Source organism: Saccharopolyspora sp. NPDC050642 (assembly GCF_040654735.1).
In the GTDB taxonomy this organism is placed as follows: domain Bacteria; phylum Actinomycetota; class Actinomycetes; order Mycobacteriales; family Pseudonocardiaceae; genus Saccharopolyspora; species Saccharopolyspora elongata.
The window spans coordinates 1-24,754 of record NZ_JBFAIN010000024.1 but is presented as its reverse complement, the minus strand read 5'-3'; the positions used below and the strand labels follow the sequence as shown (position 1 = coordinate 24,754).

25 protein-coding genes and 2 tRNA genes are annotated in these 24,754 nt (G+C 70.3%); 16 read left to right on the top strand and 11 right to left on the bottom strand.

What is annotated here, in order from left to right; all coding sequences use genetic code 11:
- The first annotated feature begins 71 nt into the window (after window positions 1-71).
- The gene (locus AB0H93_RS29340) at window positions 72-863 is read left to right on the top strand and encodes an LLM class flavin-dependent oxidoreductase (RefSeq protein WP_358576635.1); all 792 of its coding nucleotides are present in this window, start codon (window positions 72-74) and stop codon (window positions 861-863) included.
- A 93-nt stretch (window positions 864-956) separates the two neighbouring features.
- Here AB0H93_RS29340 and AB0H93_RS29335 read toward each other — a convergent pair whose 3' ends face one another.
- Complete coding sequence (locus tag AB0H93_RS29335; protein WP_358576633.1) at window positions 957-2,294, bottom strand: OFA family MFS transporter; 1,338 nt, start codon at window positions 2,292-2,294, stop codon at window positions 957-959.
- A gap of 104 nt (window positions 2,295-2,398) precedes the next feature.
- Between AB0H93_RS29335 and fdhD the strand changes: the two genes are divergently transcribed.
- Both fdhD and AB0H93_RS29325 read left to right on the top strand, forming a co-directional pair.
- Window positions 2,399-3,235, top strand: coding sequence for a formate dehydrogenase accessory sulfurtransferase FdhD (gene fdhD, locus AB0H93_RS29330; protein WP_358576632.1), 837 nt, complete (start codon window positions 2,399-2,401; stop codon window positions 3,233-3,235).
- 73 nt (window positions 3,236-3,308) lie between these two features.
- Window positions 3,309-4,184, top strand: a complete 876-nt coding sequence (locus tag AB0H93_RS29325; protein WP_358576630.1) for an alpha/beta hydrolase-fold protein — start codon at window positions 3,309-3,311, stop codon at window positions 4,182-4,184.
- Window positions 4,185-4,191: 7 nt separating this feature from the next.
- Here the strand turns inward: AB0H93_RS29325 and AB0H93_RS29320 are convergent, their stop codons facing one another.
- From AB0H93_RS29320 to tig, 5 genes are all read right to left on the bottom strand, one after another.
- Window positions 4,192-4,830: an alpha/beta hydrolase gene (locus AB0H93_RS29320; protein WP_358576629.1), complete on the bottom strand. Its 639-nt coding sequence runs from the start codon at window positions 4,828-4,830 to the stop codon at window positions 4,192-4,194.
- Between the two features lie 162 nt (window positions 4,831-4,992).
- Window positions 4,993-6,273, bottom strand: coding sequence for an ATP-dependent Clp protease ATP-binding subunit ClpX (gene clpX, locus AB0H93_RS29315; protein WP_132489213.1), 1,281 nt, complete (start codon window positions 6,271-6,273; stop codon window positions 4,993-4,995).
- A gap of 230 nt (window positions 6,274-6,503) precedes the next feature.
- The gene (locus AB0H93_RS29310) at window positions 6,504-7,136 is read right to left on the bottom strand and encodes an ATP-dependent Clp protease proteolytic subunit (protein ID WP_358576628.1); all 633 of its coding nucleotides are present in this window, start codon (window positions 7,134-7,136) and stop codon (window positions 6,504-6,506) included.
- 40 nt (window positions 7,137-7,176) lie between these two features.
- The gene (locus tag AB0H93_RS29305; protein ID WP_358576626.1) at window positions 7,177-7,803 is read right to left on the bottom strand and encodes an ATP-dependent Clp protease proteolytic subunit; all 627 of its coding nucleotides are present in this window, start codon (window positions 7,801-7,803) and stop codon (window positions 7,177-7,179) included.
- Window positions 7,804-8,045: 242 nt separating this feature from the next.
- Complete coding sequence (gene tig / locus AB0H93_RS29300) at window positions 8,046-9,410, bottom strand: trigger factor (protein ID WP_358576625.1); 1,365 nt, start codon at window positions 9,408-9,410, stop codon at window positions 8,046-8,048.
- Window positions 9,411-9,601: 191 nt separating this feature from the next.
- Here tig and AB0H93_RS29295 point away from each other — a divergent pair, with 191 nt between their 5' ends.
- Both AB0H93_RS29295 and AB0H93_RS29290 read left to right on the top strand, forming a co-directional pair.
- The gene (locus AB0H93_RS29295) at window positions 9,602-10,558 is read left to right on the top strand and encodes a sucrase ferredoxin (protein ID WP_358576623.1); all 957 of its coding nucleotides are present in this window, start codon (window positions 9,602-9,604) and stop codon (window positions 10,556-10,558) included.
- A complete protein-coding gene (locus AB0H93_RS29290) occupies window positions 10,537-10,677 on the top strand; it encodes a hypothetical protein (RefSeq protein WP_165968244.1) in 141 nt (46 codons plus the stop codon). Before AB0H93_RS29295 ends, AB0H93_RS29290 begins: the two co-directional genes overlap by 22 nt.
- Window positions 10,678-10,845: 168 nt before the next feature.
- Here the strand turns inward: AB0H93_RS29290 and AB0H93_RS29285 are convergent.
- Window positions 10,846-10,919 (bottom strand) — tRNA-Pro (locus AB0H93_RS29285).
- Window positions 10,920-11,033: 114 nt separating this feature from the next.
- Here AB0H93_RS29285 and AB0H93_RS29280 point away from each other — a divergent pair.
- From AB0H93_RS29280 to AB0H93_RS29255, 6 genes are all read left to right on the top strand, one after another.
- A tRNA-Gly gene (locus AB0H93_RS29280) sits at window positions 11,034-11,104 on the top strand.
- A gap of 506 nt (window positions 11,105-11,610) precedes the next feature.
- Window positions 11,611-13,080 carry a DHA2 family efflux MFS transporter permease subunit gene (locus AB0H93_RS29275; RefSeq protein WP_358576622.1) on the top strand — a complete coding sequence of 490 codons (1,470 nt, stop codon included), beginning with the start codon at window positions 11,611-11,613 and terminating at the stop codon, window positions 13,078-13,080.
- Window positions 13,081-13,135: 55 nt separating this feature from the next.
- The gene (locus tag AB0H93_RS29270) at window positions 13,136-13,762 is read left to right on the top strand and encodes a 2'-5' RNA ligase family protein (protein WP_358576743.1); all 627 of its coding nucleotides are present in this window, start codon (window positions 13,136-13,138) and stop codon (window positions 13,760-13,762) included.
- A gap of 46 nt (window positions 13,763-13,808) precedes the next feature.
- On the top strand, window positions 13,809-14,225 hold the full coding sequence (locus tag AB0H93_RS29265) for a GNAT family N-acetyltransferase (RefSeq protein WP_358576621.1): 417 nt from the start codon (window positions 13,809-13,811) through the stop codon (window positions 14,223-14,225).
- The gene (locus AB0H93_RS29260; protein WP_358576741.1) at window positions 14,126-15,028 is read left to right on the top strand and encodes a sterol carrier protein domain-containing protein; all 903 of its coding nucleotides are present in this window, start codon (window positions 14,126-14,128) and stop codon (window positions 15,026-15,028) included. Before AB0H93_RS29265 ends, AB0H93_RS29260 begins: the two co-directional genes overlap by 100 nt.
- A 68-nt stretch (window positions 15,029-15,096) precedes the next feature.
- Entirely contained in the window at window positions 15,097-15,858 is a 762-nt protein-coding gene (locus AB0H93_RS29255; RefSeq protein ID WP_358576620.1) for a hypothetical protein, read from the top strand.
- Window positions 15,859-15,944: 86 nt separating this feature from the next.
- Here AB0H93_RS29255 and AB0H93_RS29250 read toward each other — a convergent pair whose 3' ends face one another.
- The 3 genes from AB0H93_RS29250 to AB0H93_RS29240 are packed head-to-tail and all read right to left on the bottom strand — an operon-like array spanning window position 15,945 to window position 17,577.
- Complete coding sequence (locus AB0H93_RS29250) at window positions 15,945-16,754, bottom strand: DNA-formamidopyrimidine glycosylase family protein (RefSeq protein ID WP_358576619.1); 810 nt, start codon at window positions 16,752-16,754, stop codon at window positions 15,945-15,947.
- A gap of 18 nt (window positions 16,755-16,772) precedes the next feature.
- Window positions 16,773-17,102 (bottom strand): hypothetical protein, encoded by a 330-nt coding sequence (locus AB0H93_RS29245; protein ID WP_358576617.1) that lies wholly within the window; start codon window positions 17,100-17,102, stop codon window positions 16,773-16,775.
- A gap of 4 nt (window positions 17,103-17,106) precedes the next feature.
- Window positions 17,107-17,577, bottom strand: coding sequence for a ribose-5-phosphate isomerase (locus AB0H93_RS29240; RefSeq protein ID WP_093275003.1), 471 nt, complete (start codon window positions 17,575-17,577; stop codon window positions 17,107-17,109).
- A 57-nt stretch (window positions 17,578-17,634) separates the two neighbouring features.
- Here AB0H93_RS29240 and AB0H93_RS29235 point away from each other — a divergent pair, with 57 nt between their 5' ends.
- The 5 genes from AB0H93_RS29235 (at window position 17,635) to AB0H93_RS29215 (ending at window position 23,889) form a co-directional block, all read left to right on the top strand.
- The gene (locus tag AB0H93_RS29235; protein WP_358576616.1) at window positions 17,635-18,318 is read left to right on the top strand and encodes a 2-phosphosulfolactate phosphatase; all 684 of its coding nucleotides are present in this window, start codon (window positions 17,635-17,637) and stop codon (window positions 18,316-18,318) included.
- A 188-nt stretch (window positions 18,319-18,506) separates the two neighbouring features.
- Window positions 18,507-19,085 carry a YbaB/EbfC family nucleoid-associated protein gene (locus tag AB0H93_RS29230; RefSeq protein WP_358576614.1) on the top strand — a complete coding sequence of 193 codons (579 nt, stop codon included), beginning with the start codon at window positions 18,507-18,509 and terminating at the stop codon, window positions 19,083-19,085.
- 24 nt (window positions 19,086-19,109) lie between these two features.
- Window positions 19,110-19,415 carry an ESX-1 secretion-associated protein gene (locus AB0H93_RS29225; protein WP_358576612.1) on the top strand — a complete coding sequence of 102 codons (306 nt, stop codon included), beginning with the start codon at window positions 19,110-19,112 and terminating at the stop codon, window positions 19,413-19,415.
- Window positions 19,415-23,263, top strand: a complete 3,849-nt coding sequence (locus AB0H93_RS29220) for a GH-E family nuclease (protein ID WP_358576611.1) — start codon at window positions 19,415-19,417, stop codon at window positions 23,261-23,263. Before AB0H93_RS29225 ends, AB0H93_RS29220 begins: the two co-directional genes overlap by 1 nt.
- A gap of 62 nt (window positions 23,264-23,325) precedes the next feature.
- Window positions 23,326-23,889: a suppressor of fused domain protein gene (locus AB0H93_RS29215; protein WP_358576610.1), complete on the top strand. Its 564-nt coding sequence runs from the start codon at window positions 23,326-23,328 to the stop codon at window positions 23,887-23,889.
- A gap of 37 nt (window positions 23,890-23,926) precedes the next feature.
- Here the strand turns inward: AB0H93_RS29215 and AB0H93_RS29210 are convergent, their stop codons facing one another.
- A complete protein-coding gene (locus AB0H93_RS29210) occupies window positions 23,927-24,589 on the bottom strand; it encodes an endonuclease V (protein ID WP_358576609.1) in 663 nt (220 codons plus the stop codon).
- Between the last annotated feature and the right edge of the window lie 165 nt (window positions 24,590-24,754).

The window sequence follows — 24,754 nt, the reverse complement described above, 5'->3', positions numbered from 1 at the left end:
TGTCGACTGGACGGCGCAGCCGCCCGTCCCGATCCTCGTCGGGTCTCCCCCACCGTCGAGGATCGGCCGCGATGCGCTACGCCCTCTACCTCCCGCCCTTCGGCGAGCTCGCCGACCCCGGCGTCCTCGCCGACCTCTCGGCCCGGGCGGAGAACGCCGGGTTCGACGGCGTTTTCCTCTGGGACCACGTGGTGCGGCCGCGGCGACCCGGCCTCGCCGTCTGCGATCCGTGGATCGCGCTGGCCGCCATCGCCGCACGCACCGAGCGGATCCGGATCGGCACCAGGATCACCCCGCTGTCGCGCCGCAGGCCGCACGACGTGGCCCGGCAGGCCGTGGCCATCGACCAGCTCAGCGCGGGGCGGTTCATCCTGGGCGTCGGGCTCGGGGCGGCCAACGGTGGCGAGCTCTCCAAGCTGGGCGAGGCCGACGACGCCCGCACCCGCGCCGAGATGCTCGACGAGGCCCTCGACGTCATCTGCCGCTTGTGGAGCGGCGAACCGGTCGACCACAGCGGCGAGCACTACCGCGTCGACGGGCTGCAATTCCTCCCGCGCCCCGTGCAGCGCCCGCGGATCCCGATCTGGGTCGCCGCCCAGTCGGTCCGGCCACGCCCCCTGCGGCGGGCCGCGCGCTTCGACGGCGTGTGCCCGGAGACCACCCCCGACGGCCTGCGCGAGATGCTCCGCAGCATCGAGCGGAGCAGAGGAGGGCTGCGCGACTACGACGTCGCGGTCGGCGGCGCCCCGGGCGACGATCCCGCTCCCTACCGGGAGGCCGGCGCCACCTGGTGGCTCGTCCAGTTCCCCGAGCTCACCTCCGTCCACGAGGTGACCGCGGCCATCGACCGCGCTAGCCGGTGAAGAGCTGGGTGACCTTCTGGACGAGTTCGTAGACGCCGTAGGCGAACGGCAGGCCGACCCACGCCCACGCGAGGACGAGCAGTGCTCGGCGGTTCATCGCGCACCTCCGGTGGCCGGTTCGTGGAACCTGGGATGGACCGGCCGCACCAGCTCGTTGGCCACGAACCCGACGACCAGCAGGCCGATCATGATGTACAGCGACGTCGTGTACAGGTCCGGTCCGGTGGCGCCGGCCGCCTTGCGGACGTCGGCGATCGCGTTGACGATCAGCGGCCCCAGCACCCCGGCCACCGACCACGCGGTGAGCAGCCGGCCGTGGATCGCGCCCACCTGGAGCCCGCCGAACAAGTCCTTCAGATAGGCAGGCACCGTCGCGAAACCGCCGCCGTAGAACGACAGGATCAGCATCGCGCACAGCACGAACACCGGCACCCCGGTCGCGCCGAACAGCATGATGCCCAGGTACAGCAGCACCCCGCCGCCCAGGTAGAGCCGGTAGACGCTCTTGCGCCCGACGATGTCCGATGTGGACGACCAGACGAACCGCCCGGCCATGTTCGTCAGCGACAGCAGCGCGACGAACCCGGCCGCCGCGCCCGTCGCGACCGGCGTCGAGCTGTCCGCGAAGAAGCCGACGATCATCGGCGACGCCTTCTCCAGGATCCCGATCCCAGCGGTGACGTTGCAGCACAAGACCACCCACAGCAGCCAGAACTGCGGCGTGCGCATCGCGTTGCGGGCCGTCACGTTCGCCGTGGTGATCATCGGGCCCGCGATCCGCTCCGGCATCCCGGCCGGCCGCCAGTCCGGCGGCGGCACCCGGACCAGCAGCACGCCCAGCGACATGAACACCGCGTAGGCCAACCCGTGCACCAGGAACGTCAGCGCGATCCCGGAACTGCCGCTGCCGAAGGACTCCAGCATCTGCGCGGACCAGGGCGAGGCGATCAGCGCGCCGCCGCCGAAACCCATGATGGCGATGCCGGTCGCCATGCCCGGCCGGTCCGGGAACCACTTGATCAGCGTCGACACCGGCGAGATGTAGCCGATGCCGAGCCCGATCCCGCCGACGAACCCGTACCCGAACACCACCAGCCAGTACTGGCCCGTCGACACCCCGAGCGAGGAGAGCAGGAAGCCGGCCGAGAAGCAGGTCGCGGACACCGCCATCGCCCACCGCGGGCCGCGGCGCTCCACCAGCGTCCCGCCCAGCGCGGCGGACAGGCCGAGCATCACGATGGCCAGCTGGAACGGCAGCGCGCTGAGCGTCCCGGACAGGCCGAGGGCGTCCTCCAGCGGCGGTTTGAAGACGCTCCACGCGTAGACCTGCCCGATCGACAGGTGCACCGCGAGCGCAGCAGGTGGGACCAGCCACCTGTTCCAGTCGCGAGGTGCGACGATTCTGTTGGGGGCGAGCAGGTCTGCGACCATGGGACCTCCCCGATGCGGCGTTGATCACAGCGCGGCTGAGCATACGGTGTACAAGGGCGTTCGGACGAGGACGATTTCGCCGATGCGCCGGTAGGGAGGGCCCGATGGGACGCGTCACCGTGCGACGACCGGTGCTGAAGATCGCCGCCGACGGCAGCCGGAGCCGGCCGGACACGCTGGCCGCCGAGGAGCCGCTGGAGATCCGGGTCAACGGCGCGCCGCTGTCGGTCACCATGCGCACGCCCGGCCACGACGTCGAACTCGCGCACGGGTTCCTGCTGACGGAAGGCGTCATCCACGACAAGGCCCAGCTGTCCACGGCCCGCTACTGCGACAGCCCCGGCCCCGACGGCCGCAACACCTACAACGTGCTGGACATCCTGCTCGCCCCCGGCGTGCAGCCGCCGGACGCCTCCGTGACGCGCAACTTCTACACCACGTCGTCCTGCGGGGTGTGCGGCAAGGCCGCGCTGGACTCCGTCCGGCTCAGCACCCGGCACTCCCCCGCCGACGATCCGCTGACGCTGGACACCGACACCCTCGCCGCCCTCCCGGACCGGATGCGGGCCGCGCAGCGCGTCTTCGACACCACCGGCGGGCTCCACGCGGCGGGACTGTTCGACTCCGACGGCGGACTGCTCGTGGTGCGCGAAGACGTCGGCAGGCACAACGCCGTCGACAAGGTCCTCGGCTGGGCCGTGCTGGCGGACCGGGTGCCGCTGACCGGCTGCGTGCTGATGGTGTCCGGCCGGGCGTCGTTCGAACTCGTGCAGAAGGCCGCGATGGCCGGGGTGCCCGCGCTCGCCGCGGTGTCCGCGCCGTCGTCGCTGGCAGTGGACCTCGCGGCCGAGCAGGGCATGACGCTGATCGGATTCCTCCGCGGCCGCACCATGAACGTCTACACCGGAACCGAACGCATCGTGACGAAGGACATCGCCTGATTGCGTCCTACTCGGTTGGTGCCGACGCACCCCGTTGGCACGATGAAGTCGGACAGCGAAAACGGGAGGGCGCATGGGCGACGGTGAACCGCGCGGCCGCATGCTCGGCAGGCGCAGCGTCCTCGCCTCCGGCGTCGCCGGGCTGGCCGCGCTGAGCATCGGGCTGACCGCCGACCTCGACACGCGCCCCGCGGTGCAGTACATGGACGAGTCGAACGTGCTCATCGAGCAGGTGCACTCTCAGGCCCGCAACTGCCCCGTCCACCTGGTCACGATGTTCCCGAAAGGCGTTGCGCGCGAAGGGCTTCCGGTCTGCCTGATGCTGCACGGCCGGTTCGGCGACGCGCGCAAGTCCGCGGGCGGGCTGCCGACCTGGCTGTCCGACGCGGTGGCCGCGCGCCGCATCCCGCCGTTCGCGTTCCTGGCCGTGGACGGTGGCGGGAACAGCTACTGGCACCGGTGGCCGGGCGACGACCCGATGTCGATGCTGCTCCACGAGGTGCCGCGCTGGCTGGCCGAACGCCGCCTCGGCGGCCCGAGCGGCCAGCCGTTCGCGGCGGCCGGCATCTCGATGGGCGGGTTCGGGGCGCTGCTCTACGCCCGCCGCCGGCTCGAACAGGGCAATCCGCTGTCGGCCGCCGCCGTCGTCTCCCCCGCCCTGATCACCAGCTGGCGGGAGATGAGCAAGCGACGTGCCTTCGCCAACGAGGCCGAGTGGGCCGCGATGGACCCGCTCCGGCACATCGACGAGCTCGGCGACGTGCCGCTGGGCGTGTGGTGCGGCACCGAGGACCGGTTCATCGAGGGCACCCGCCGCTTCATCCACGCGGCCCAGCCCGAGTACGCCTCGACCACCCCGGGCGGGCACAACAGCCGCTACTACCGGAAGGCCCTGCCGGAGGTCGTCGACTTCGTGGGCGGCCAGCTCGCCCGGTCGCGCAAGAAGTGAGGGCCGGTCACACCAGCCGCAGGCGGCCCTGGGACGGGCCCGCGGTGTAGGTGTCGGTGTCGAAGCGGTCGTTCAGCGGCACCGAGCCGTACAGGGCCCAGGCCAGCACCGACGGCCAGGGGCCGTAGCCCGCGTCGGTGTTGAGGTGCTCGCCGTCGAGGATCACGTCCATCTCGACCTGCAGGTCCGCGGCCAGCGCGTGCGCCCGGTACATCGACAGGTACGGGTCGCCGGTGCCCACCACGAGCCGGGTGATCCCGGCGGCGCGGCGCAGCGCCGCGGCGTCCGTGGGATAGGGCGTGATGTCCTGGGCATCCGGGTGCTGCCAGTCCAGGGCGGGCGGAGACACCAGCAGGACCCGGTCCGCACGCCGGTCCCGCCCGGCGATCGTCGCGGCGTGGTGCAGCCACAGCGCCACCCCGCAGGAATGCGCCGCCACGACGAGCTCGGCCTCCCGCGGCACGGCCTCCAGCCGCTCCCGCAGCACCGGCAGCCACCGGTCGAGCACCGGCCGGTCGGGATCGGGCAGGCTCGGCAGGTCCACCCGGACGCCCTGGTCGCGGAGCTGCCCGGCGAGCCAGTGCTGCCAGTGCCAGGGGCCGGAACCGGTCATCCCGTGAATCAGCAGGACATGCATCTCGCTCATGGCACCGTCCCCGGAATCGTTCGTCTGGTCGCAACCAATGATCATCTAACCGCGCCGGATCCGCAGCGAGTGACCACGGGGTGGCGGATCAGTGCAGAACGATCCGGGAAGCGGGCGACCTCCGGCGCCCGGCAGAGCTGCTCGACACGAACCGACCAGGGCTCAGGCGGACTTCTCGCGGCGCTCGCGGCGAGTGGCCTGGCGCGCGACGATCGTCGGGTTGACGTTCTCGCGGACCGTCTGCTCCGTGATGACGACCTTGGCGACGTCCGAACGGCTCGGGATGTCGTACATCACCGGCAGCAGGACCTCCTCCAGGATCGCGCGCAGCCCGCGCGCGCCCGTGCCCCGCAGGATCGCCTGGTCGGCGATGGCCTCCAACGCGGTCTTGGTGAACTCCAGCTCCACGTTGTCCATCTCGAACAACCGCTTGTACTGCTTCACCAGCGCGTTGCGCGGCTCAGTGAGGATCTGCACCAGCGACGGCTTGTCCAGGTTCGTCACGCTGGCCACCGTGGGCAGCCGGCCGATGAACTCCGGGATCAGCCCGAACTTGATGAGGTCCTCGGGCATCACGTCGGCGAAGTGGTCGGTGGTGTCGATCTTGGCCTTCGAGCGCAGCTCCGCACCGAAGCCGACGCTGTGCTTGCCGACCCGCTCCTCGACGATCTTCTCCAGCCCGGCGAACGCGCCGGCCACGATGAACAGCACGTTCGTGGTGTCGATCTGGATGAACTCCTGGTGCGGGTGCTTGCGGCCGCCCTGCGGCGGCACGCTCGCGGTGGTGCCCTCCAGGATCTTCAGCAGCGCCTGCTGCACGCCCTCGCCGGACACGTCGCGGGTGATCGACGGGTTCTCGCTCTTGCGGGCGATCTTGTCGACCTCGTCGATGTAGATGATCCCGGTCTCGGCGCGCTTCACGTCGTAGTCGGCCGCCTGGATCAGCTTGAGCAGGATGTTCTCGACGTCCTCGCCCACGTAACCGGCCTCGGTCAGCGCCGTCGCGTCGGCGATCGCGAACGGGACGTTGAGCATCTTGGCCAGCGTCTGCGCCAGGTAGGTCTTGCCGCAGCCGGTGGGGCCGAGCATCAGGATGTTGGACTTGGCCAGCTCGACGGCCTCTTCACCACGGCTCTCCCGGCGCTCACCGGCCTGGATGCGCTTGTAGTGGTTGTAGACCGCGACCGACAGGTTCCGCTTCGCCGGGTCCTGCCCGATGACGTACTGGTCGAGGAACTCGTGGATCTCGGCCGGCTTCGGCAGCTCGTCGAGCTTGACCTCGCCCGCCTCGGCCAGTTCCTCCTCGATGATCTCGTTGCAGAGATCGATGCACTCATCGCAGATGTACACGCCGGGGCCGGCGATGAGTTTCTTCACCTGCTTCTGGCTCTTCCCGCAGAAGGAGCACTTCAGCAGGTCGCCGCCGTCACCGATACGTGCCATGACCGCTGACCCCGTCCCCTCCGGCGCGCCGTCCGGTAGCGCGCCTGACCGTATGTGCCTTCGACGGTACCTGGCGTTCCCCGGGTTCGGGGAGACTCACAGTGTCCGCCATTGCCGAGCGTGGTGTGACCAGCACCTCGTCCGGCGTGTCGTGCATGACGGCCGGGCGTGGCGCAACCACCACGCCCGGCCGTCCGCCCCGCCCTCGCGAGCGGAGCCGTGCAATCTCCTTACGCCTTCTGCGTCGAGAGCTTGCGGTAGGGCACGACCTCGTCGATCAGGCCGTACTCGGCGGCCTGGTCGGCGGTCAGGATCTTGTCCCGGTCGATGTCCTCGCGGATCTGGTCCACGGTCCGGTTGGTGTGCCGGGCCAGCGTGGTCTCCAGCAGGTCCCGCATCCGCAGCACCTCTGCAGCCTGGATCTCCAGGTCGGAAACCTGGCCCTGGATGCCCTCCACCGAGGGCTGGTGGATCAGCACGCGCGAGTTCGGCAGCGCCTGGCGCTTGCCCTTGGTGCCGGCCGCCAGCAGCACCGCCGCGGCCGAGGCGGCCTGGCCGAGGCAGATGGTGCGCACGTCCGGGCGGACGTACTGGATCGTGTCGTAGATCGCCATCAGCGCGGTGAACGAACCACCGGGCGAGTTGATGTAGATCTGGATCTCGCGGTCCGGGTCGTCGGACTCCAGGAACAGCAGCTGCGCCATCACGTCGTTGGCGGACGCGTCGTCCACCTGGACGCCGAGGAAGATGATGCGCTCCTCGAACAGCTTGTTGTACGGGTTCGACTCCTTGACGCCGTACGCGGTGCGCTCGACGAACGAGGGCAGCACGTAGCGGGACTGCAAAGACTGGTAAGGGTTCACGACGGGTGACTCCTCGTTGCTAGGTCTCGGGCGGAGATGATCAGCTGCTGGGCAGATTAGCGGCGCTCGCCACGTGGTCCACGAGCCCGTAGTCCCGGGCCTCCTCCGCGGTGAACCAGCGGTCGCGGTCCGCGTCTTGCATGATCTTCTCCACCGTCTGACCGGTCTGCTCGGCGATCAGCTCGGCCATTTCCTTCTTGTGCCGGGAGAACATCTTGGCCTGGATCTCGATGTCCGAAGCCGTACCGCCGAGGCCGGCCGACGGCTGGTGCATCATGATCCGGGCGTGCGGCAGCGCGAAGCGCTTGCCCTTGGTGCCGGCGGACAGCAAGAACTGCCCCATCGAAGCGGCCATGCCCATCGCCACCGTGGCCACGTCCGGCTTGATCAGCTGCATGGTGTCGTAGATCGCCATGCCCGCCGTCACCGAGCCGCCCGGCGAGTTGATGTAGAGCGAAATGTCCCGTTCCGGGTCTTCCGCCGCCAGCAGCAGCAGCTGCGAGCAGATCTGGTTCGAGATCGAATCCTCGACCTGGGAGCCGAGGACGATGATGCGCTCCCGCAGCAGCCGCTCGTAAACCGAGTCGTTGAGCGAGAGCCCGTTCGTCCCCGTCCGCATGGACGGCGACCGCGCGTCGGACGTCGGAACAGTCAGGTGCTGCGTCACGTCACGTCTCCCTGCCTTCTCCCACAATGGGCCGTTGTCCACCGGGGCCACATCGGCCACTCCGCCCACTTCCACAGTGGACCGGCGCGGCCGACACGTCGGGCGCGGCCCCAGGCGTTGTCCTGCTTCCCTCTCGGGCGATCCGCTACAACCGACCCTAACGAACGTGGGCGGCACCAGCTTCCCAGTACCACCCACGTTCGCTTAGAGCATGCTTTTAAATTGTCCGCCCGAGAGGTCGGTCACTCCGCCTTCGCGGTCTCGGCCGCCTCGTCCGACTCGGACTCCTGCGGGCCGAACAGCTCGTCCAGGTCCAGCTCGTTGCCGGCCTCGTCGGTGACGGTGGCCTGGCGCACGACCGAGAACAGCGCCTTGCTGCGGCGCACGTCGGCGTACAGCGAGCCGAGCTGGCCCGACTGCTGCGCCTGCTGCACGAACTGGTCCGGGCTCATCCCGAAGCGCTGCGCTTGGTAGATGATCCGCTGGGTGAGCTCGTCGTCGGAGACCGAGACGTCCTCGGCGTCGGCGATGGTGTCCAGCACCAGCTGGGTCTTGACCGCCTTCTCCGCCTCGGTGCGGGTCTCCGCGTCGAACTCCTCGCGGGTCTTCTCCTGCTGCCCGAGCCACTCCTCGAAGCGCGCCTCGTCGTGGTCGAACGGGTGCACCGCGTCGTGCTGGCGCACCTCGATCTCCGACTCGACGACCTTCTCCGGCAGCGGCACCTCGATGGTCTCCAGCAGCGCGTCCAGGACCTTGTCCCGGGCCTGCATGCCCTGCTGCATCTTCTTGACGCGGCCCAGGCGCTCCCGCAGGTCGGCGACGAGTTCCTCGACGGTGTCGAACTCGCTGGCCATCTGGGCGAACTCGTCGTCGGCCTCGGGCAGCTGGCGCTCCTTGACGGAGTTCAGCACGACCGAAACCTCGGCGTCCTTGCCCGCGTACTCGCCGGCCACCAGCTTCGTGGTGAACGCCTTGGTGTCGCCCTCGCTCGCGCCGATCAGCGCGTCGTCGATGCCCTCGATGAGCTGGCCCGAGCCGATCTCGTAGGACAGGCCGCTGGTCTTGGCGTCCTCGACGTCCTCACCGTCGACGGTGGCGGACAGGTCGATGCTGACGAAGTCGCCTTCCTGCGCGGGGCGCTCGACCCCGGCCAGGGTGCCGAAGCGGGCGCGCAGCGAGTCGAGCTGCTCGGTCACCTCTTCCTCGGTGACCTCGACGTCGTCGACGCTCACCGACAGCTCGCCGAACGCGGGCACGGTGATCTCCGGGCGGACGTCGACCTCGGCGGTGAACGCGATCTCCGCGCCGTCCTCGATCTTGGTCACCTCGATGTCCGGGCGACCGAGGGTGCGCACCTCGCTGCTGTTGACCGCCTCCAGGTACTTGGCCGGGACCGCTTCGTTGACGACCTCGTCGAGCACGGGGCCCCGACCGATGCGGCTCTCCAGCACCCGCGCCGGGACCTTGCCCGGCCGGAAGCCGGGGATGCGGACCTGCTGGGCGAGTGCCTTGTACGCGCGGTCGAAGTTCGGCTTGAGCTCGTCGAACGGCACCTCGACGTTGATCCGGACGCGCGTCGGGCTCAGGTGCTCGACGGTGCTCTTCACGTGGTCTCCTAGTGCGAACGTGCTTGATTCCCGGCGCTGCCAACGGGCGCGGCATACCACCACGTCCAACGATGCCGGGCTGACCTCCGAGTCTATTGCTTCCCGCCGGGGCACACGGCCCGGGGTTGCCACAACCCGCATTGGCCAGCCTCACCTAACCATCGGGCGGCCATCCGTGCTTGAGTGGAAACGTGCACCACACCGCAGCCGACGCGGCCACCTGCGCCGCCCTGTCCGAGACGTTCGCCGAGCCGCTGCCCGGCACCGCCGCGGTGGCAGGCAGCTGGCTGTGCCTGGAACAGCGCGGCCCCTGGGGCCACAACGCGCTGGTCCAGAGCCACCTGGACCCCGAACTGGGACGGGCGCTGTCCGCGCGCACCGACGAGCACGGCGTGCGGATCCAGCTCATCCGGCAGCCCGGTCGGCACGCGGACACCGCCGACGGCCAGCCGCGCCGGGTGTTCCTCGCGCACACCGCCCCCGGCACCGGCTGGCTGCGGACCACGACCGTCGACAACCCCGCCGACCTGCTCGAACTCGACTTCGGCCGGATCGCCGCCGGCCACCACGACGGCTGGGGCCGGCCCGTCGCCGACCCGCTGCTGCTGGTGTGCACCAACGGCCGCCGCGACCGGTGCTGCGCACTGCTCGGCCGCGAACTCATCACCGAACTCGCCGGCCGGCACGACGGCTCGATCTGGGAATCCACGCACACCGGCGGACACCGCTTCGCGCCCGCCGCGGTCGTGCTGCCCAGCGGCTACACCTACGGGCGGCTGACCGCGCCCGCCGCCGAAGCGGTGCTGTCCTCCGCCGCGGCCGGCAAGGTCGTGCTCGACCACTGCCGCGGCCGGTCGTCGTGGACCCGCGCCGGCCAAACCGCCGAACTCGCCGTCCGGGAGCACATCGGCGAATACCTCGCCGACGCCCTGCGCGTCACCGCCGAGGAGAACGGCCAGGTGACGATCGGCCACCAGGACGGCCGCAGCTGGCAGGTCGAGGTCCGCGAACACGAACTCGACCCACCGCGCCCCAACAGCTGCGGGAAGAAAGCGGTCCGCCCCACCACCTGCACCGCCGAAACCATCAACGGCCGGCCAACGCACCCGCCGCAGAACCCAACCGCGTGGGCGTCACCGCGGTCATGATCCCGTCCGGCGGCGCCAACTCGGGCGTACCCGGCGGCCCCGGCACGCACAACGACACCACGACCAGGAACGCCACGACGGCGCCCAGCACCACGCACACCGCCAAGGCAGGCGGCTGAACGCGGAACCCGGCCACACTCCAATCGCGCACGACGGAGGAATCGGCCGCCCGCGACGGAGCGTTACGAACCGCAGCCACCCGCTGCGACGCACATCACCACGCGCAACCCGCCGACGGGCAAAAGAAAACCGGCCACCCACCTGCAGGCGAGCGGCCGGCCGCGACGTCGGGGTGGCGGGATTTGAACCCACGACCCCTCGCACCCAAAGCGAGTGCGCTACCAAACTGCGCCACACCCCGTCCGACGTGCGGCACACCCGGAAGAACCGGGTGCGTTGCGAAGAGCCTATCGCGACCCGCTAAGCTGTGGCACGCAAGGTCGCCCAACCCGCGAGGGACGGGCGAAACCGGCATGCGGGCGTAGCTCAATGGTAGAGCCCCAGTCTTCCAAACTGGCTACGCGGGTTCGATTCCCGTCGCCCGCTCCGAGTTGGGCTTGTTGTGTCTGGTGGCTTCGCCACCCGACCCTTACTCTTCGCCTTTGCCGTGGGGGGCCGAGCCCCCCACACCCCCCACGGTGCGGGGTCATCATCTTCTTTGCTCCTTGCGATTTGGGGCGTTCCCGGCCTGGGTTTTCGACCAGCCGCGTTCCCTTCTCTGTCCGGGTGGCGTTTTCGCGCGAGAACGGCGGGCTCTTCCTGCAGCTTGCTCGACCTTCATCGCCCCCGTGGATCAGTCTGCGGAGTCCTCGGCCTTGATCTTGATTCCTCCGCTGGACTGCTCGGCTTCGGCTTCGGCTTCGGTTGGGGGTTTGTGGTTGTTTGGGTTGTTGGGCGTGATTTTGGGGCTTTTGGGGAATAAAAAGGCTTTGGGTTTTGTCAGGGGGTTCCGGGAAGCTTGGGGCTCGGTCCGGCCCCGGTCGCTTTGCGGTCGGGCGGTCGGCTCGTCTGCCGGTCGGTGGTCGTCTTCTTCTTTCGATCTTGGGGGTTTTGTGCGGCGGCTCGAGTACAAGTGGTTGGTCGGCATCACCTTCGTGCTGGCGCTGATCATGCAGATCCTGGACGTCACCATCCTCAACGTCGCCCTGGCCACCCTGGGGCGGGAGTTCGACGTCGATGCCGCTGCCCTGCAGTGGGTTCTCACCGGTTACATGATCAGCCTCGCCGTCTTCATCCCCTCCTCCGGCTGGATCGCCGACCGGTTCGGCAGCAAGCGGACCTTCCAGGCCGCCGTCGTGATCTTCACCTTCGCTTCCGTGCTCTGCGGCGTGTCCACCGAGATGTGGCACCTCATCGCCGCCCGGGTGTTCCAGGGCGTCGGCGGCGGCATGCTGGTGCCCGTCGGCCAGGCGATGCTGTTCCGCGCATTCCCGCCCAACGAGCGCGCCAAGGCCGGCGCCGTGCTCTCCATCCCGATCACCGTCGCCCCCATGCTCGGGCCCGTGCTCGGCGGCCTCCTCGTCGAATACGCCAGCTGGCGCTGGATCTTCTTCATCAACGTTCCCGTCGGGGCGCTGGCGCTGCTGTTCACCGTTCTCTTCCTGAAGGAGGAGGCGCGTCGCGATCCCGGCCGGTTCGACCTGCCCGGGTTCGTGCTCGCCGGCGCCGGGCTCGCCACGCTGCTCTACGGCCTCGACCAGGGCGCGCAGCTCGGCTGGGGCGAGCCGCAGGTCTGGCTGAGCCTCATCGCCGCGGTGCTGCTCATCGGCGGGCTGGTCTGGCGGGAGCTGACCGTGCGCGCCCCGATGCTCGACCTCCGGCTGCTCACCGACCGGCTGTTCCGCACCGGCAACCTGCTGCTGCTGTGCCAGACCGGCGCGATGTTCGGGGTGCTCTTCCTCATCCCGCTGTACCTGCAGAACCTGCGCGGGGTGTCGCCCATGCACGCCGGGCTCGTGCTGATGCCGCAGGCCATCAGCATGCTGATGACCACCCAGGTGATCAGCCGGATCTACGGCCGGGTCGGGCCGAAGCGGCTGATCCTGGCCGGGTTCGCCGTGCAGGTCGTGATCGGGATCGGGTTGCAGCTGCAGGGCGTCGACACCTCGCTGTGGTTCCTCGTCGCGTTGCTCGCGGTGCAGGGCGTGGCGATGGGGCTGCTGATGACCCCGGTGCAGACCGCGACCTTCGCCCGGATCTCCGGCCCCGCCATGGGCCAGGCCAGCTCGATGTTCAACGTCAGCAGGCAGGTCGCCACCGCGCTGGGCACCGCGATCGTCGCGACCGTGCTGGTGGTGCTGACCGAACGCGGCATGTCCACAGTGGATCCCGCCGCGGCCGGTCAGGTCGCCGCGGCGCACCTCGGCGCCTACCACGGCGCGTTCCTGGTCTCGGTGGTCTTCGCCGGGCTGGGGTTGCTGCTGGGGCTGGGCGTGCGAGACTCCGACGCGGCGGCCAGCTTGGACGCTCCGGCCGCGAAGGCACGGCAGGGTGAACGCGAGCCCTCGGAAACCGTGAGATAGCTCAAGCTCGCCCCACGCCCGGACCGGCCCGGGCAGTATGTGAGGGGTGACCGACATGCCACACGCCGATCAGGTCCGCAATCACGCCCGCTGGCGCCCGGGCTGGCGCGCCGGGCGCACCGGCTACGCGTGGCTGCTGCCGCTGGCCGACCAACCCGGGCTGCGCAAGCTGGTGAACGACTACCAGTACGCCCTGCGCGACCTGCCGGGCTTCGACCTCGTCCCGCTGGAATGGATGCACATCCTGGTGCAGGAGATCGGTTTCACCGACGAGATCGGCGAAGACCGCATCGAGGCGCTGCTGGCCGCCGCCCGGCCGCGGCTGGCGTCGGTGCTGCCCCTGACCCTGGCGTTCCACCACGCCGTGGTGCTGCCGGAGTCGCTGGCGCTGCCGGCCGAACCGCAGTCGACGGTGCTCGAACTCCGCGCCGCGGTGCGGGAAACGACCACCGAGGCCATCGGCGAGACGCCGCTGCCCGCGGAGCCCGAGGACGTCGACAAGCACGTGAGCCTCGCCCACTCCACGACGGACGGCCCGGCCATCTTCGCCATCGCCACGCTCAGCGCGACCGCGGTGGAGCCGACCACGGCGAAGGTGCCCTCGCTGTCGCTGGTCAAGCTCAACCGGGACCACTCGTGCTCCGAGTGGGAGACCATCGCCGAGGTCCCGCTCGGCGCCTGACCGAAAAAGGGTCGCACGAAAGGCTCGTCGGCGGTAGGAACGCCACATGGCGGACCTCACCACGAGAAAACTTTCGACCGGCGACTACGAGAGCTTCTTCGCGGTGTTCACCGCGGCCTTCCTCGACGACAGCCGGGACCCCGCGATGGAGCGCTACCGCGAGGTCTTCGACACGTCGCTGGCGCACGGGACCTTCGACGGCGACGAGCTGATCGGTGTCGCCGGGCGGTTCGCGCTGGACATCACCGTGCCCGGCCCGGCGCGGCACCCGGTCGCGGCCATCAGCGCGGTCGGGGTCAAGCCGGGCCACCGGCGGCGCGGCGTGCTGACCTCCCTGATGCGCGCCCAGCCCAGCTCGACGAGCTGCACGACAGCGGCTCCGGGCTCGCCGCGCTGTACGCCTCGGAAGGCGCCATCTACGGCCGCTTCGGCTACGGCCTGGCCAGCTGCGAAACCCGCCTGAGCCTGCCGCGCGGCGCCGCATTCCTGTCCACTGTGGACGTCGACGAGCGACGGGTCCGGGAGGTCGACCGGGAAACCGCGCTGGAATTCGCCCACCGGCGCTACCCGGAGGTGGCCGCCGCCCGGACCGGCTGGCTGTCCCGGGGCGACGGCTCCTGGGAAGTCCGGATGATCGACGACCGCGCCGAGCGCGGCGACCTGGGCCGGGCCAGGTTCGCGCTGCACCCCGACGGCTACGTCATCTACCGGCCCAAGCCCGAGTGGACCACCCGGGGCCCCGCATACCAGCTGCAGGTGCTGGAACTCGTCGCGGCGACCCCGCAGGCCTACGCCGCGCTGTGGCGGTACCTGCTCGACATCGACCTGGTCGGCGAGGTGAACTGGCCGAAGGCCGCGCTCGACGAGCCGGTGGTGGGCATGCTCGCCGACCCGCGCGCGGCGAGCCGGCAGATCCTCGACGGGCTGTGGGTGCGGCTCGTCGACGTCGACCGCGCGCTGCCCGCGCGCCGGTACTCGGCCCCGGTCGACGTCGTGCTCGACATCACCGACCGGTTCTGCCCGTGGAACGCGGGCCGGTGGCGGCTGACCGCCGGTTCCGACGGCGTCGGCAAGATCGCCCGCACCGACGACCCCGGCCAGCTCGGGCTGGACGTCACCGACCTGGCCGCGGCGTACCTGGGCGGGAACACACTTTCCGGCTTGGCACGCTCCGGGCGGGTCGCCGAGCTCGCCCCCGGCGCGTTGCTCGAAGCCTCCCGCGCGTTCGCCACCGAAGACGCCCCGCACTGCCCGGAGAGCTTCTGACCCGACCGCATCCTCGTTCCGGCGGCGTACTGTCGAAATCGACGCGTCCGCCGGAACGGGAGGCCCGGGTGACCGCAACCATCATCATCGTGATCGCCCTCGTGGTGATCGTCGCCGCGGTCTGGTGGTCCCGCCAGAAGGCCGTGGCGCACCAGCAGAAGCAGCTGGAGGACGCCAAGGCCGAAGCGCGGCGCTGGGTGGAGCGACTCGGCGGGCAGGTGCTCAACCTGGTCGGCACCAACGAGGCGGCCAAGCAGGCCCTCGCCGACGCGGCCGAACGGCACGGGGCGGCGATCTCCCAGCTCGACCGGGCGAACACCGCCGCGCAGGCGCGCCTGACCACGGAGTCCGCGCTGGAAGGCCTGTACTACGTGCGGGCGGCGCGGGTCGCGATGGACATGGACCCGGGCCCGGAGCTGCCCGACCTGTCCGGCCAGCACGGCGCGGGCAAGGTCACCGAGTACCGCGACGTCGAGGTGGAGGGCCGGCACCAGGTGGCGTCGCCGAACCCGACCGAGCAGACGCCGCACTACTACCCGGGCGGCACGGTCGCCGGGCGGCCGGTGCCGCAGGGCTGGTACAGCGAGCCGTGGTGGAAGCCGGCGCTGGTCGCGGGCGCCTGGGGCGTGGGCTCGTTCGTGCTGATGAGCGCCCTGTTCGGCGGCATGGCGGGAGTCCCGGCGGAAGCCGCGTACGCGGAGGGCTACCAGGACGGCCTGGGAGCCGACGGCGACCAGGGCATCGGTGACCAGGGCTTCGACGGCGGAGACTCGGGCGACGCCGGCGGCTTCGACGCGGGCGACTTCGACATGGGCGGTTTCGACATCTGACGGTTCCGATGCCGCCGACGACAACCCGCAATTTCAATTGAAACTGCGGGAGTTGTCCACAGCCTCCCGGGAGGGGCGGGTGGTGGTCAGGTTTCTTGGCAGGTGGGGCACCAGTAGAGCTTGCGGGCCGACAGGTCCGCCATCGCCACCGGCGTTCCGCAGATCAGGCAGGGCATCCCCGCTCGCCGGTAGACGTAGACCTCGCCGCCGTGCCGGTCCTGCCTCGGCGCCCGGCCGGTGACCTCCGGCAGGTGCTCCGGGCGCACCGTGTCGATGCGCCCCACCCGCACCCCGTCGGCCATCAGCTCGACGAGGTCGGCCCAGATCGCGTCCCACTGCTCGCGCCCGAGCGAGCGGCCCGGCGTGTACGGCGGAATCCCGTGCCGGAACAGCACTTCCGCCCGGTAGACGTTGCCGACGCCGGCCAGCACCTTCTGATCCATCAGCAGCGCGGCGATGCTGGTGCGGGAACGCGAGATCCGCTGCCACGCCCGCTCGGGATCGGCGTCGCGGCGCAGCGGGTCCGGCCCCAGCCGACCGCGCAGCGCGGCGGCCTCCTCGCCGGTCAGCAGCTCGCACGCGGTGGGCCCGCGCAGGTCCGTCCAATGCGTGCGGCCGACGATGCGCATCCGCACCTGGCCGCGGGGCTCGGTCAGCGGGAGCTCGGACTCGGTGAACGTGCCGTACAACCCGAGGTGCACGTGGACGACCCGGTCCGGGCCGTAGAAGTGGAACAGGTGCTTGCCGTGCGCCTCGGCCCGCTCGAACACCGAGCCGGTCAGCAACGAGGCGCTGGTGGCGAACCGCCCCTGCGGGCTGCGCACCTGGACCTCCGTGCCGGCGAACAGGTCGCCGTGCAGCCCGGCGAGCCGGTGCAGCGTGTGGCCTTCAGGCATGTCAACAGTCCGTCCGCGTCAGGCGAGGATCCACAGCACGACCGACTCCACGAGGTAGGCCGCCACGCACCACAGCGCGACGAACAGGCCGCGCCGGACCGGTCGGTCGGGATGCCGGAACACCGCCCCGGCCAGCAGCGAGGCGCACACCGCGAGGACGCCGCCCACGATCAGCCACAGGCCCACCCCGAGCAGGCAGTCGGGTTCGGTGCAGGTCGCGCCGGGACCGCCGGCGAGGACGGGCGCGAGCGCGCGCTGCCCGAAGAAGAGCACCAGCACGCCGACCGCGGTTCCCGCCGCCGCCACCAGAGGTGTCAGCAGCGCCGCGGTCGGACGTGCCGGTGCCATGGGATCAGTTGCCGGGCAGGGCCGGGGGCTCGCCGGTCTTCTCGTAGTCGGTGAGCAGGTCGATCCGGCGCTGGTGCCGGCCGCCCTCGAAGTCGGTGGTCAGGAACGCCTCGACGATCTGCTCGGCCTCGTCGACGGTGTGCATCCGCGCACCGATGCCGGCCAGCAGCGCGTTGTTGTGCTGCCGGGCGAGCTTCGCGGTCTCGACGCTCCAGGCCAGCGCGGCGCGGGCGCCGGGGACCTTGTTCGCGGCGATCTGCTCGCCGTTGCCGGATCCGCCGAGGACCAGCCCGAGGCTGCCCTCGTCGGCGACGACGCGGCGGGCGGTCTCGACGCAGAACGGCGGGTAGTCGTCCTGGGCGTCGTATTCCGCCGGACCGATGTCGGTCACGTCGTGACCCTTGTCGGTCAGCCACTTGACGAGGTGGTTCTTGAGTTCGTAGCCGGCATGGTCGGAGCCGATGTAGACGCGCACGCGGGCAGTCTGCCAAACGGCCCACCGCCCCCGCACACCCCGGTTACGCTACCGGCCGTGACCAGCATCGATGTGCACACCGACTGGGCCCTGCCCGGTCTGCGCGCCATGGCGGACCACCCGGTGCTCGTGGTGGTCGACGTCCTGTCCTTCTCGACGGCGGTCGACGTGGCGACGAGCACCGGCGCCAGGGTCATGCCGCTGCGCCGGCAGGACGGGTCGGCGCCCGAGGACGTCGTGCTCGCGCGCCCCCGCAGCCTCGACGAGTGGTCGCTGAGCCCGTCGTCGCTTCGCACCCTGACACCGGACGTGCTGCTGGGGCTTCCGTCGCCGAACGGCGCGACGCTGTGCGCCGAGGCCGTCGCGACCGGGGCCACCGTGTTCGCGGGCTGCCTGCGCAACGCGGCGGCCGTGGCCCGCGCGGCGGTGAAGGTGGGCGGCCCGATCGGAATCGTCGCCGCCGGGGAGCGCCGGGACGACCAGCTGCGCCCGGCGATCGAGGATCTGCTCGGCGCGGGCGCGATCATCTCCGCGTTGCCCGGACGGCGCTCTCCCGAAGCCGAGCTGGCCGCGGCGGCGTTCCAGGCCGTGTCGGGCGAGATCGGCGCCATGCTCGCCGACTGCGAGTCCGGCCGCGAGCTCGCGGAGTGGGGCTTCGCGCACGACGTCGCGCTGGCCGCCGAGGTCAACTGCAGCGGGCGGGCGCCCGTGCTGCGGGACGGGATCCTGACGGCCGGATGAGGCGGCTTCGCGTCCACACAGGACGGCCGGGCCACGACGAACCCGCTGAGCTACTTTCGCGCACGATTGTTAGACCATTCGACTTAATGAGCTGATCTGTTCGGCCCATTTGTACCGCCTGGTGGATCCGAACAGTTTCCCAACACGTCATTCTTTCCGGAACAGGGGGGTTCTGCCGGGGAGGACGCGTGGTTGAAGACATCGGTGCCGCCGAGCGCATGGTCCAGCAGTGGCAGGAACGCGCCGCGGAGAAGGCCGAGAAGTTCGGCCGGATGCAGCAGGAGATCGAGCAGATCGCGGTGACGGAGACCTCCCGCGACGGAGCGATCCAGGTGACCATCGGCTCGAACGGCATCCTGCAGAGCCTGCAGCTCTCCGAGAACGCCAGCAACCGCCCGATGGCGAAGCTCGCCGCCGAGATCATGCGCGCCGTGCAGACCGCGCAGGCGAAGATCCCCGAACTCATGCAGCAGGCAGTGGCGGGCACGGTCGGGCTGGAGGACTCCGCCGCGCAGCACGTGCTCGGCGAGGCCCGCAAGAACTTCCCGGAACCGCCTGCGGACGAGGACGGCCCGCAGGGGCGCGAATCCGGCGTGCCGGAGATGCAGTTCGGGCTGGAAGACGACTACGAGGAACCGCAGCAGCGGCAACAACCTCCGCAACGTCCCGCCACGCCGCCGCCTCCGCAACAGCAGCCGCGGCCATCGCGCCGCCGCCCGGACGACTTCGACGATGACGACTTCAGCGGTGGTTCGTTCCTGCGCTGAGTTCCGCACTGAGGGGAGCCGACGATGGCCGACGAGATGAACGTCGTCATCGAGAACCTGCGATCGCACGCGTCCAAAGTGGATGGTGTTGTCGATCAGCTGAACGTCGCCGTCGACGCGTCGCAGCAGGTGACGATGAACAACGACGCCTACGGGATCCTGTGCCAGCCCTTCGCGCTGATGCTGCAGCCCGTCGAGCAGTACGGCGTCGAGACGCTGCAGAAGGCCGTGGAGGCGATGCAGGACACCGCCGAGAACGTGCGCGGCGCCGCCGAGGACTACCAGTCCACCGATGACGACAACAGCTCGATGTTCAGCGGGATGCAGTGATGGCCGACAATCCGCTCGTCGTTACCGAGGACACCCTCCCGAAGGACCCGAACGAGACGCCCGACAGCATCAAGGGCGTCGGCATCCTGGAGTCGTACCACGACGTCACCAGCCTCAACGACGAATCCAGCTGGGTGGAGGCGGGGCTCGCCTACGGCGGTGCCGCGATGGAAGTGGCCAGCATGGTCATGGACCCCATCGGCACGCTGGCGTCCTACGGCGTCTCGTTCCTGATCGAACACGTGCAGCCGCTCAAGGAGGCGCTGGACTGGTTCGCCGGCGACCCGGACGGCGTCAAGGCCTACGGCGCGACCTGGCAGAAGGTCTCCGAAGCCGTCAAGCAGGCCGCGGAGGAGTACAACAGCGCCGTCCAGGGCGACACCTCGCAGTGGACCGGCGCCGCCGGTGACGCCTACCGCAAGCACGCCGAGGAGAAGGCCAGCGCGCTCAACGATGCCAGCGAGCTCGCCGGCATCCTGAGCACCGTCGTGACGGTGATGGGCGAGGTCGTCTCGTTCGTCCGCGAATTCGTCCGCGACCTGGTCGCCGACTGCGTCTCGCGGCTGATCACCTACGCGCTGGAAGCGCTGTGCACCTTCGGGCTCGGCACCCCGGTGATCGTCGCCCAGGCGACCGCGTTCATCTCCAAGACCGTCTCGAAGATCAGCGAAGTCGTCCAGAAGCTGGTCAAGACGATCAAGAACGTGGCGCCGAAGATCGCCAAGATGGTCGAGGTCCTGGGCAAGATCCTGAAGAAGCTCGGCAAGGGCATCAAGAAGGTCGTCGACGCCCCCGGCAAGCTCGCCGACAACTTCGCCGAGGGCTCCTGGAAGAAGTTCGACGACGCCTTCGGCACCAACGTCGTCGGCAAGCACAACGCTAGGACGGGCGGCGGCCCGAACATCAGCGGCGACGGCGGCTCGGGTAGCGACGGCGGCTCGGGTTCGGGTAGCGACGGCGGCTCCGGCTCGGGTAGCGACGGCGGCTCGGGTTCGGGCAGCGACGGCGGCTCCGGATCCGGCAGCAACGGTTCCGGAAACGGCTCGGGCTCTGGGTCCGGCGGTAACGGGTCCGGTGGCAACGGTTCCGGCAACGGGTCGGGCTCCGGTTCCGGTGGCGACTCCGGTTCCGGCAGCGGCTCGGGCTCCGGTAGCGACGGATCGAACTCCTCCAGCTCCAGCGGAAGCTCCAACTCCGACCCCAGCGGTTCGGGATCCAGCTCGGACGGCTCGGGCTCCGGCGGCGACGGCCGGTCGAGCGGCGGCGATTCCGGCGGCTCGCACTCCGATTCGTCGTCCAGCGGTTCGTCGAGCTCCAGCAGCACGGACTCGGGCGGTTCGCACTCGTCGAGCTCGTCGCCGGACAGCAGCAGGCCGACCTCCTCGCCCGACGGCTCCGCGCCGCACTCGGGCGGTTCGAGCACCCATTCCAGCAGCAGCTCCTCGCCGGACGGCCCGGGCTCCAGCAGCCACTCCGGGGGCGGGTCCTCCGGATCGCCCAGTGGTGGGCACGCGCCGGACAGCCGCAACACCGCTTTCTCCGGCGATCTCTCCGGCAGCCCCAGCGGCGGCTCCAGCCCGCACGGTGGCGGCTCCAGCCCCGACGCGGGTGGCTCGCCGAGCGGCGGCTCCGGCCCGCACGGCGGCGGTTCGTCCGGCGGCGGCATGCCCGGTGGCGGCGGGACGCACAGCGGTGGTTCCGGTGGTGGCGGCAGCCACTCGCCGTCGTCCTTCGACCGGCCGAGCAACCCGTCCGGCACGAGCTCGTCCAGTGTGGACGCTCCGGCAGCTCCGCAGACCGCACCATCGCCCAACGCTCCCCGCACCGATCAGCCGAACGCCGGAGCCCCGGCGGGCGGCGCGATGGGCGGTGGCGCGCACGGCGGTGGCGCCGGCGGCGGTGGCGCCAGCCCGAGCGGCGGCGGAAGCCGTCCGGGTTCCGGAGGCGGCTGGACAGGCACACCGGGCAGCCCCGGCGCTGCCGGACGCCCACCGTCCACTCCGGACGCTACGCCGCGCCCCACTGCGGCGCCCCGCGGATCGGCGGGACCGGACGCACCGCCCCGCCCGAACGGCGGACCGACCGGCTCTCCCCGACCGACGGGCCCCGACGGCCGCGGGCCGGGAGGCCCCGGCGCGCCGCGCACCGACGCGCCGAACCAGCGCCCCGACGCAGGCGGGCCCGGCTCGAAGCCGGACATCACGAAGACCCCGGACAGCACGAAGGCCCCGGACACCACGAAGACCCCGGACTCGTCCAAGGCACCGGACTCGACCAAGAGCCCGGACCCGACGAAGTCCCCGGACGGCACCAAGTCGCCGGACACGTCCAACCAGCCGGACTCGAAGGGCCCGGACGCGGACAAGCCGAAGGACGGCGCGGACTCCCAACGCGAGCCCGACACGACGGACAAGCCGAAGGACGACGCGGACAAGCCGCACGAGCCGGACGCCGACAAGCCGGAGCCGGGCACGCCCGAGTACGACCAGAAGATCAACGACGGCGTCGACACCCTCGACAACAACCGCACCGATGCGGGGACTTCCGGCCACACCGACCCGAACATGCAGGACCTGGCGCACCGGGTCCCGGACGACGGCAAGCACTTCACCGTCGACGCGCACATGGGTCCGGACGGCCGGATCGACATCGGCGGGCGCAGCTACTCGCCGGACGAGTTCGCCGACGTGCTGCGCCGCTCCGGCTGGGACGGCCAGAGCCCGATCCGCCTGGTCAGCTGCAACTCCGGCGACTTCGCCGGCGACCTGGCGAAGAAGCTCGGCGTGGACGTGACGGCCCCGCGCGGCCTGGCCTGGACCGACACCAACGGCAACGTCTTCGCCGGCAGCCGAGCCCCGGACGGCGGGCCCACCTGGCCGCCGGACGGCGGCTGGGACACCCACCACCCGGACGGCACGAACTCCCCTGCCAGCGACGACGCCTTCCACCCGTCTCGCGACGGCGAAGACATCGGCGACCGGCCCGACGACGCCGAAGCGCGCGGGAACCGGGAGAAGCTCAGCGAAGAGGAGATCAAGAACCGCAAGGAGGCGCTGAGCCAGCCGCCGCACGACAACAAGTACTACCTCTACGGCGGTGGGCACGAAGCGCGTCTGCGCGATGGCCAGAGCGGCCCACCGCTGCGGTGGGACGAGAACAGCAACGAGTGGGTCCAGCGCGAAGGCACGCTCGAACCGACGCCCGACACTCCAGATCACCTCAGGGACGACCACACGTACATGCGCTGGGTCTACGAGGGTGACCGGCCGGCCATCTCGGAGGGCACCAAGCACAGCGTCTACCAGAACACCGAGATGAACCCCGATGGTTCGTACAAGTGCGCGGCCTCCGGCAAGCCCATCCCGGTGGGCGTGGACGACGCCGGGAAGCCGCAGTTCTACGAACGCGTCGGCACACCGCCGAACCAGCAGCTCAGGGAAACGGACCCGCCGGACTGGTACACGCGCGGGGAGGAGCCCCCGGCACCGCCGCACGACAAGTTCACCGTCCCGAAGCAGGAAGAGGTGGACGGCAAGCACCGGAGCGTGGCGGACATGGGCCACATGCCGGACTACGAGTACTGGCGCCAGCGGGAGTTCGCGATCCACCACGAGGTGACGCGCGACCAGTACAAGGCGATGTACGACCACCCCGACCACTACCGACTCGAACTCAAGTCGGAGAACCAGAAGCACAGCCACGAATCGACGGCGCCGGGCTTCGGCAAGTACCCGCAACTGTTCGAGAAGCACTTCCAGGGCCAGCAGCTGCAACCGATCTCCACCACCCCCGTCGATCCGCAAACGATCGTCAAGGGAGGACAGAAGCTCGGAGACCCCCGCCGCTGATACGGTCCTGGAACGCTCGCCGGGACAGCCGCATACTTCCAGGAAGAACGATCGGAGCACCTGTGACGAACGCCCAGCAGCCCCCCGAGCTGCTCGACCACCTCGAGCAGCGACTCGGGCAGGTTCAACGGATCGAGTCGGCGCAGTCGGACCGCGGCAACCGCGGCTACGACCTGACCTTCTACCAGAACGAGGAGCCGCCGGTCACCACCGTGGTCACCAACGGCCTGCGGTTCCAGAAGATCACCTCGATGCTCCCCGAGGAGCTGGTCTGCTCGCTGCGTTCCGACCAGCAGCACATCGCGCACTACCTCACCGACTCGATCGCCTCGTTGATCATCAAGAACGAGCGGGGCATGGAGTACGGATCGGTTTTCGACAACGACCAGCCGATCATCGAGGGCACCGAGATCGTCGGGGTCATCGCGCACACCAGCCCGATGTTCGACGAGGCGTTCAACCTCTACCCGGACCAGGCCAAGCCCCAGCTGCAGATCCTCACCTTGGTTCCGATCACCAAGCCCGAGATCAACTTCGTGGGCCGGGAGGGCGCCGACATGCTCTTCGAGGTCTTCCACCTGAACGGGACGAACATCCTGGACGTGCGCCGCGAATCCGCCGTCTAGCCACGGCCGCCGAGATCGACCAGGCCGACCGTCCGGGCTACGCCGTCCTGCCCAGGTGGTCGGCCGTTCGGGTCGTTTCCGGCAGGCGGTACTTCGGTGACAGGCGGAGCACCAGGTCGCAGGCCCCGTCGAGGGTGTAGCGGTGGCCGACGGAGACGAACACCGGCTTGACGCCCCGCTGCGTCCGCAGCGCCCGGCCGACGACTTCGTCGTCCATCCGCAGCGGTGACCACGCCCCGCGCTCCTCGCCCGGCGGCTCGTAGCGGCCCATCGCCGTCTTGCCGACTCCGATGCTCGGGAGGTCGGTCAGCACGCCCAGGTGGCAGGCCAGCCCGAAGCGGCGCGGGTGGGCGAGACCCTGCCCGTCGCACACCAAGACGTCCGGCACCACCGACATCTCGGACAAGGCCCGGAGCAACGAAGGCGCTTCGCGAAACGCGAACAGCCCTGGCACATAAGGAAAATCGGTCTCGCCGTGCACTACGACACTGTCCACAACGGACAGCGTTGCCACGTCGACGACCGTTACGGCCGCGACCAGGCGACCCGAGTCGTCGCGGTAGGCGACGTCCAGGCCCGCCGCCGTGCGAACCTCCGCGGGCTCGCCGTCGAAGCGCACGAGCGGGCGCAGTTGTTCTTGGATCGCAACGGCTTCGGCCTCCGTCGACGGCCACGGGTGCAACTCGCGAACTCGGATCACACCCTGATCGTAGGCCGAATCCCCGGTGCCCTCGGCCCTGTGGTGGACCGCAGTTTCAATTGAAACTGCGGTGATGTCGGTCGGCATTGGGCACGGCCGCCAGGAGAGCGCGCTGCTGCACAGTCTCGCGGCCGGAAACCCGGGATTGCGTCACTGCACGGTCAT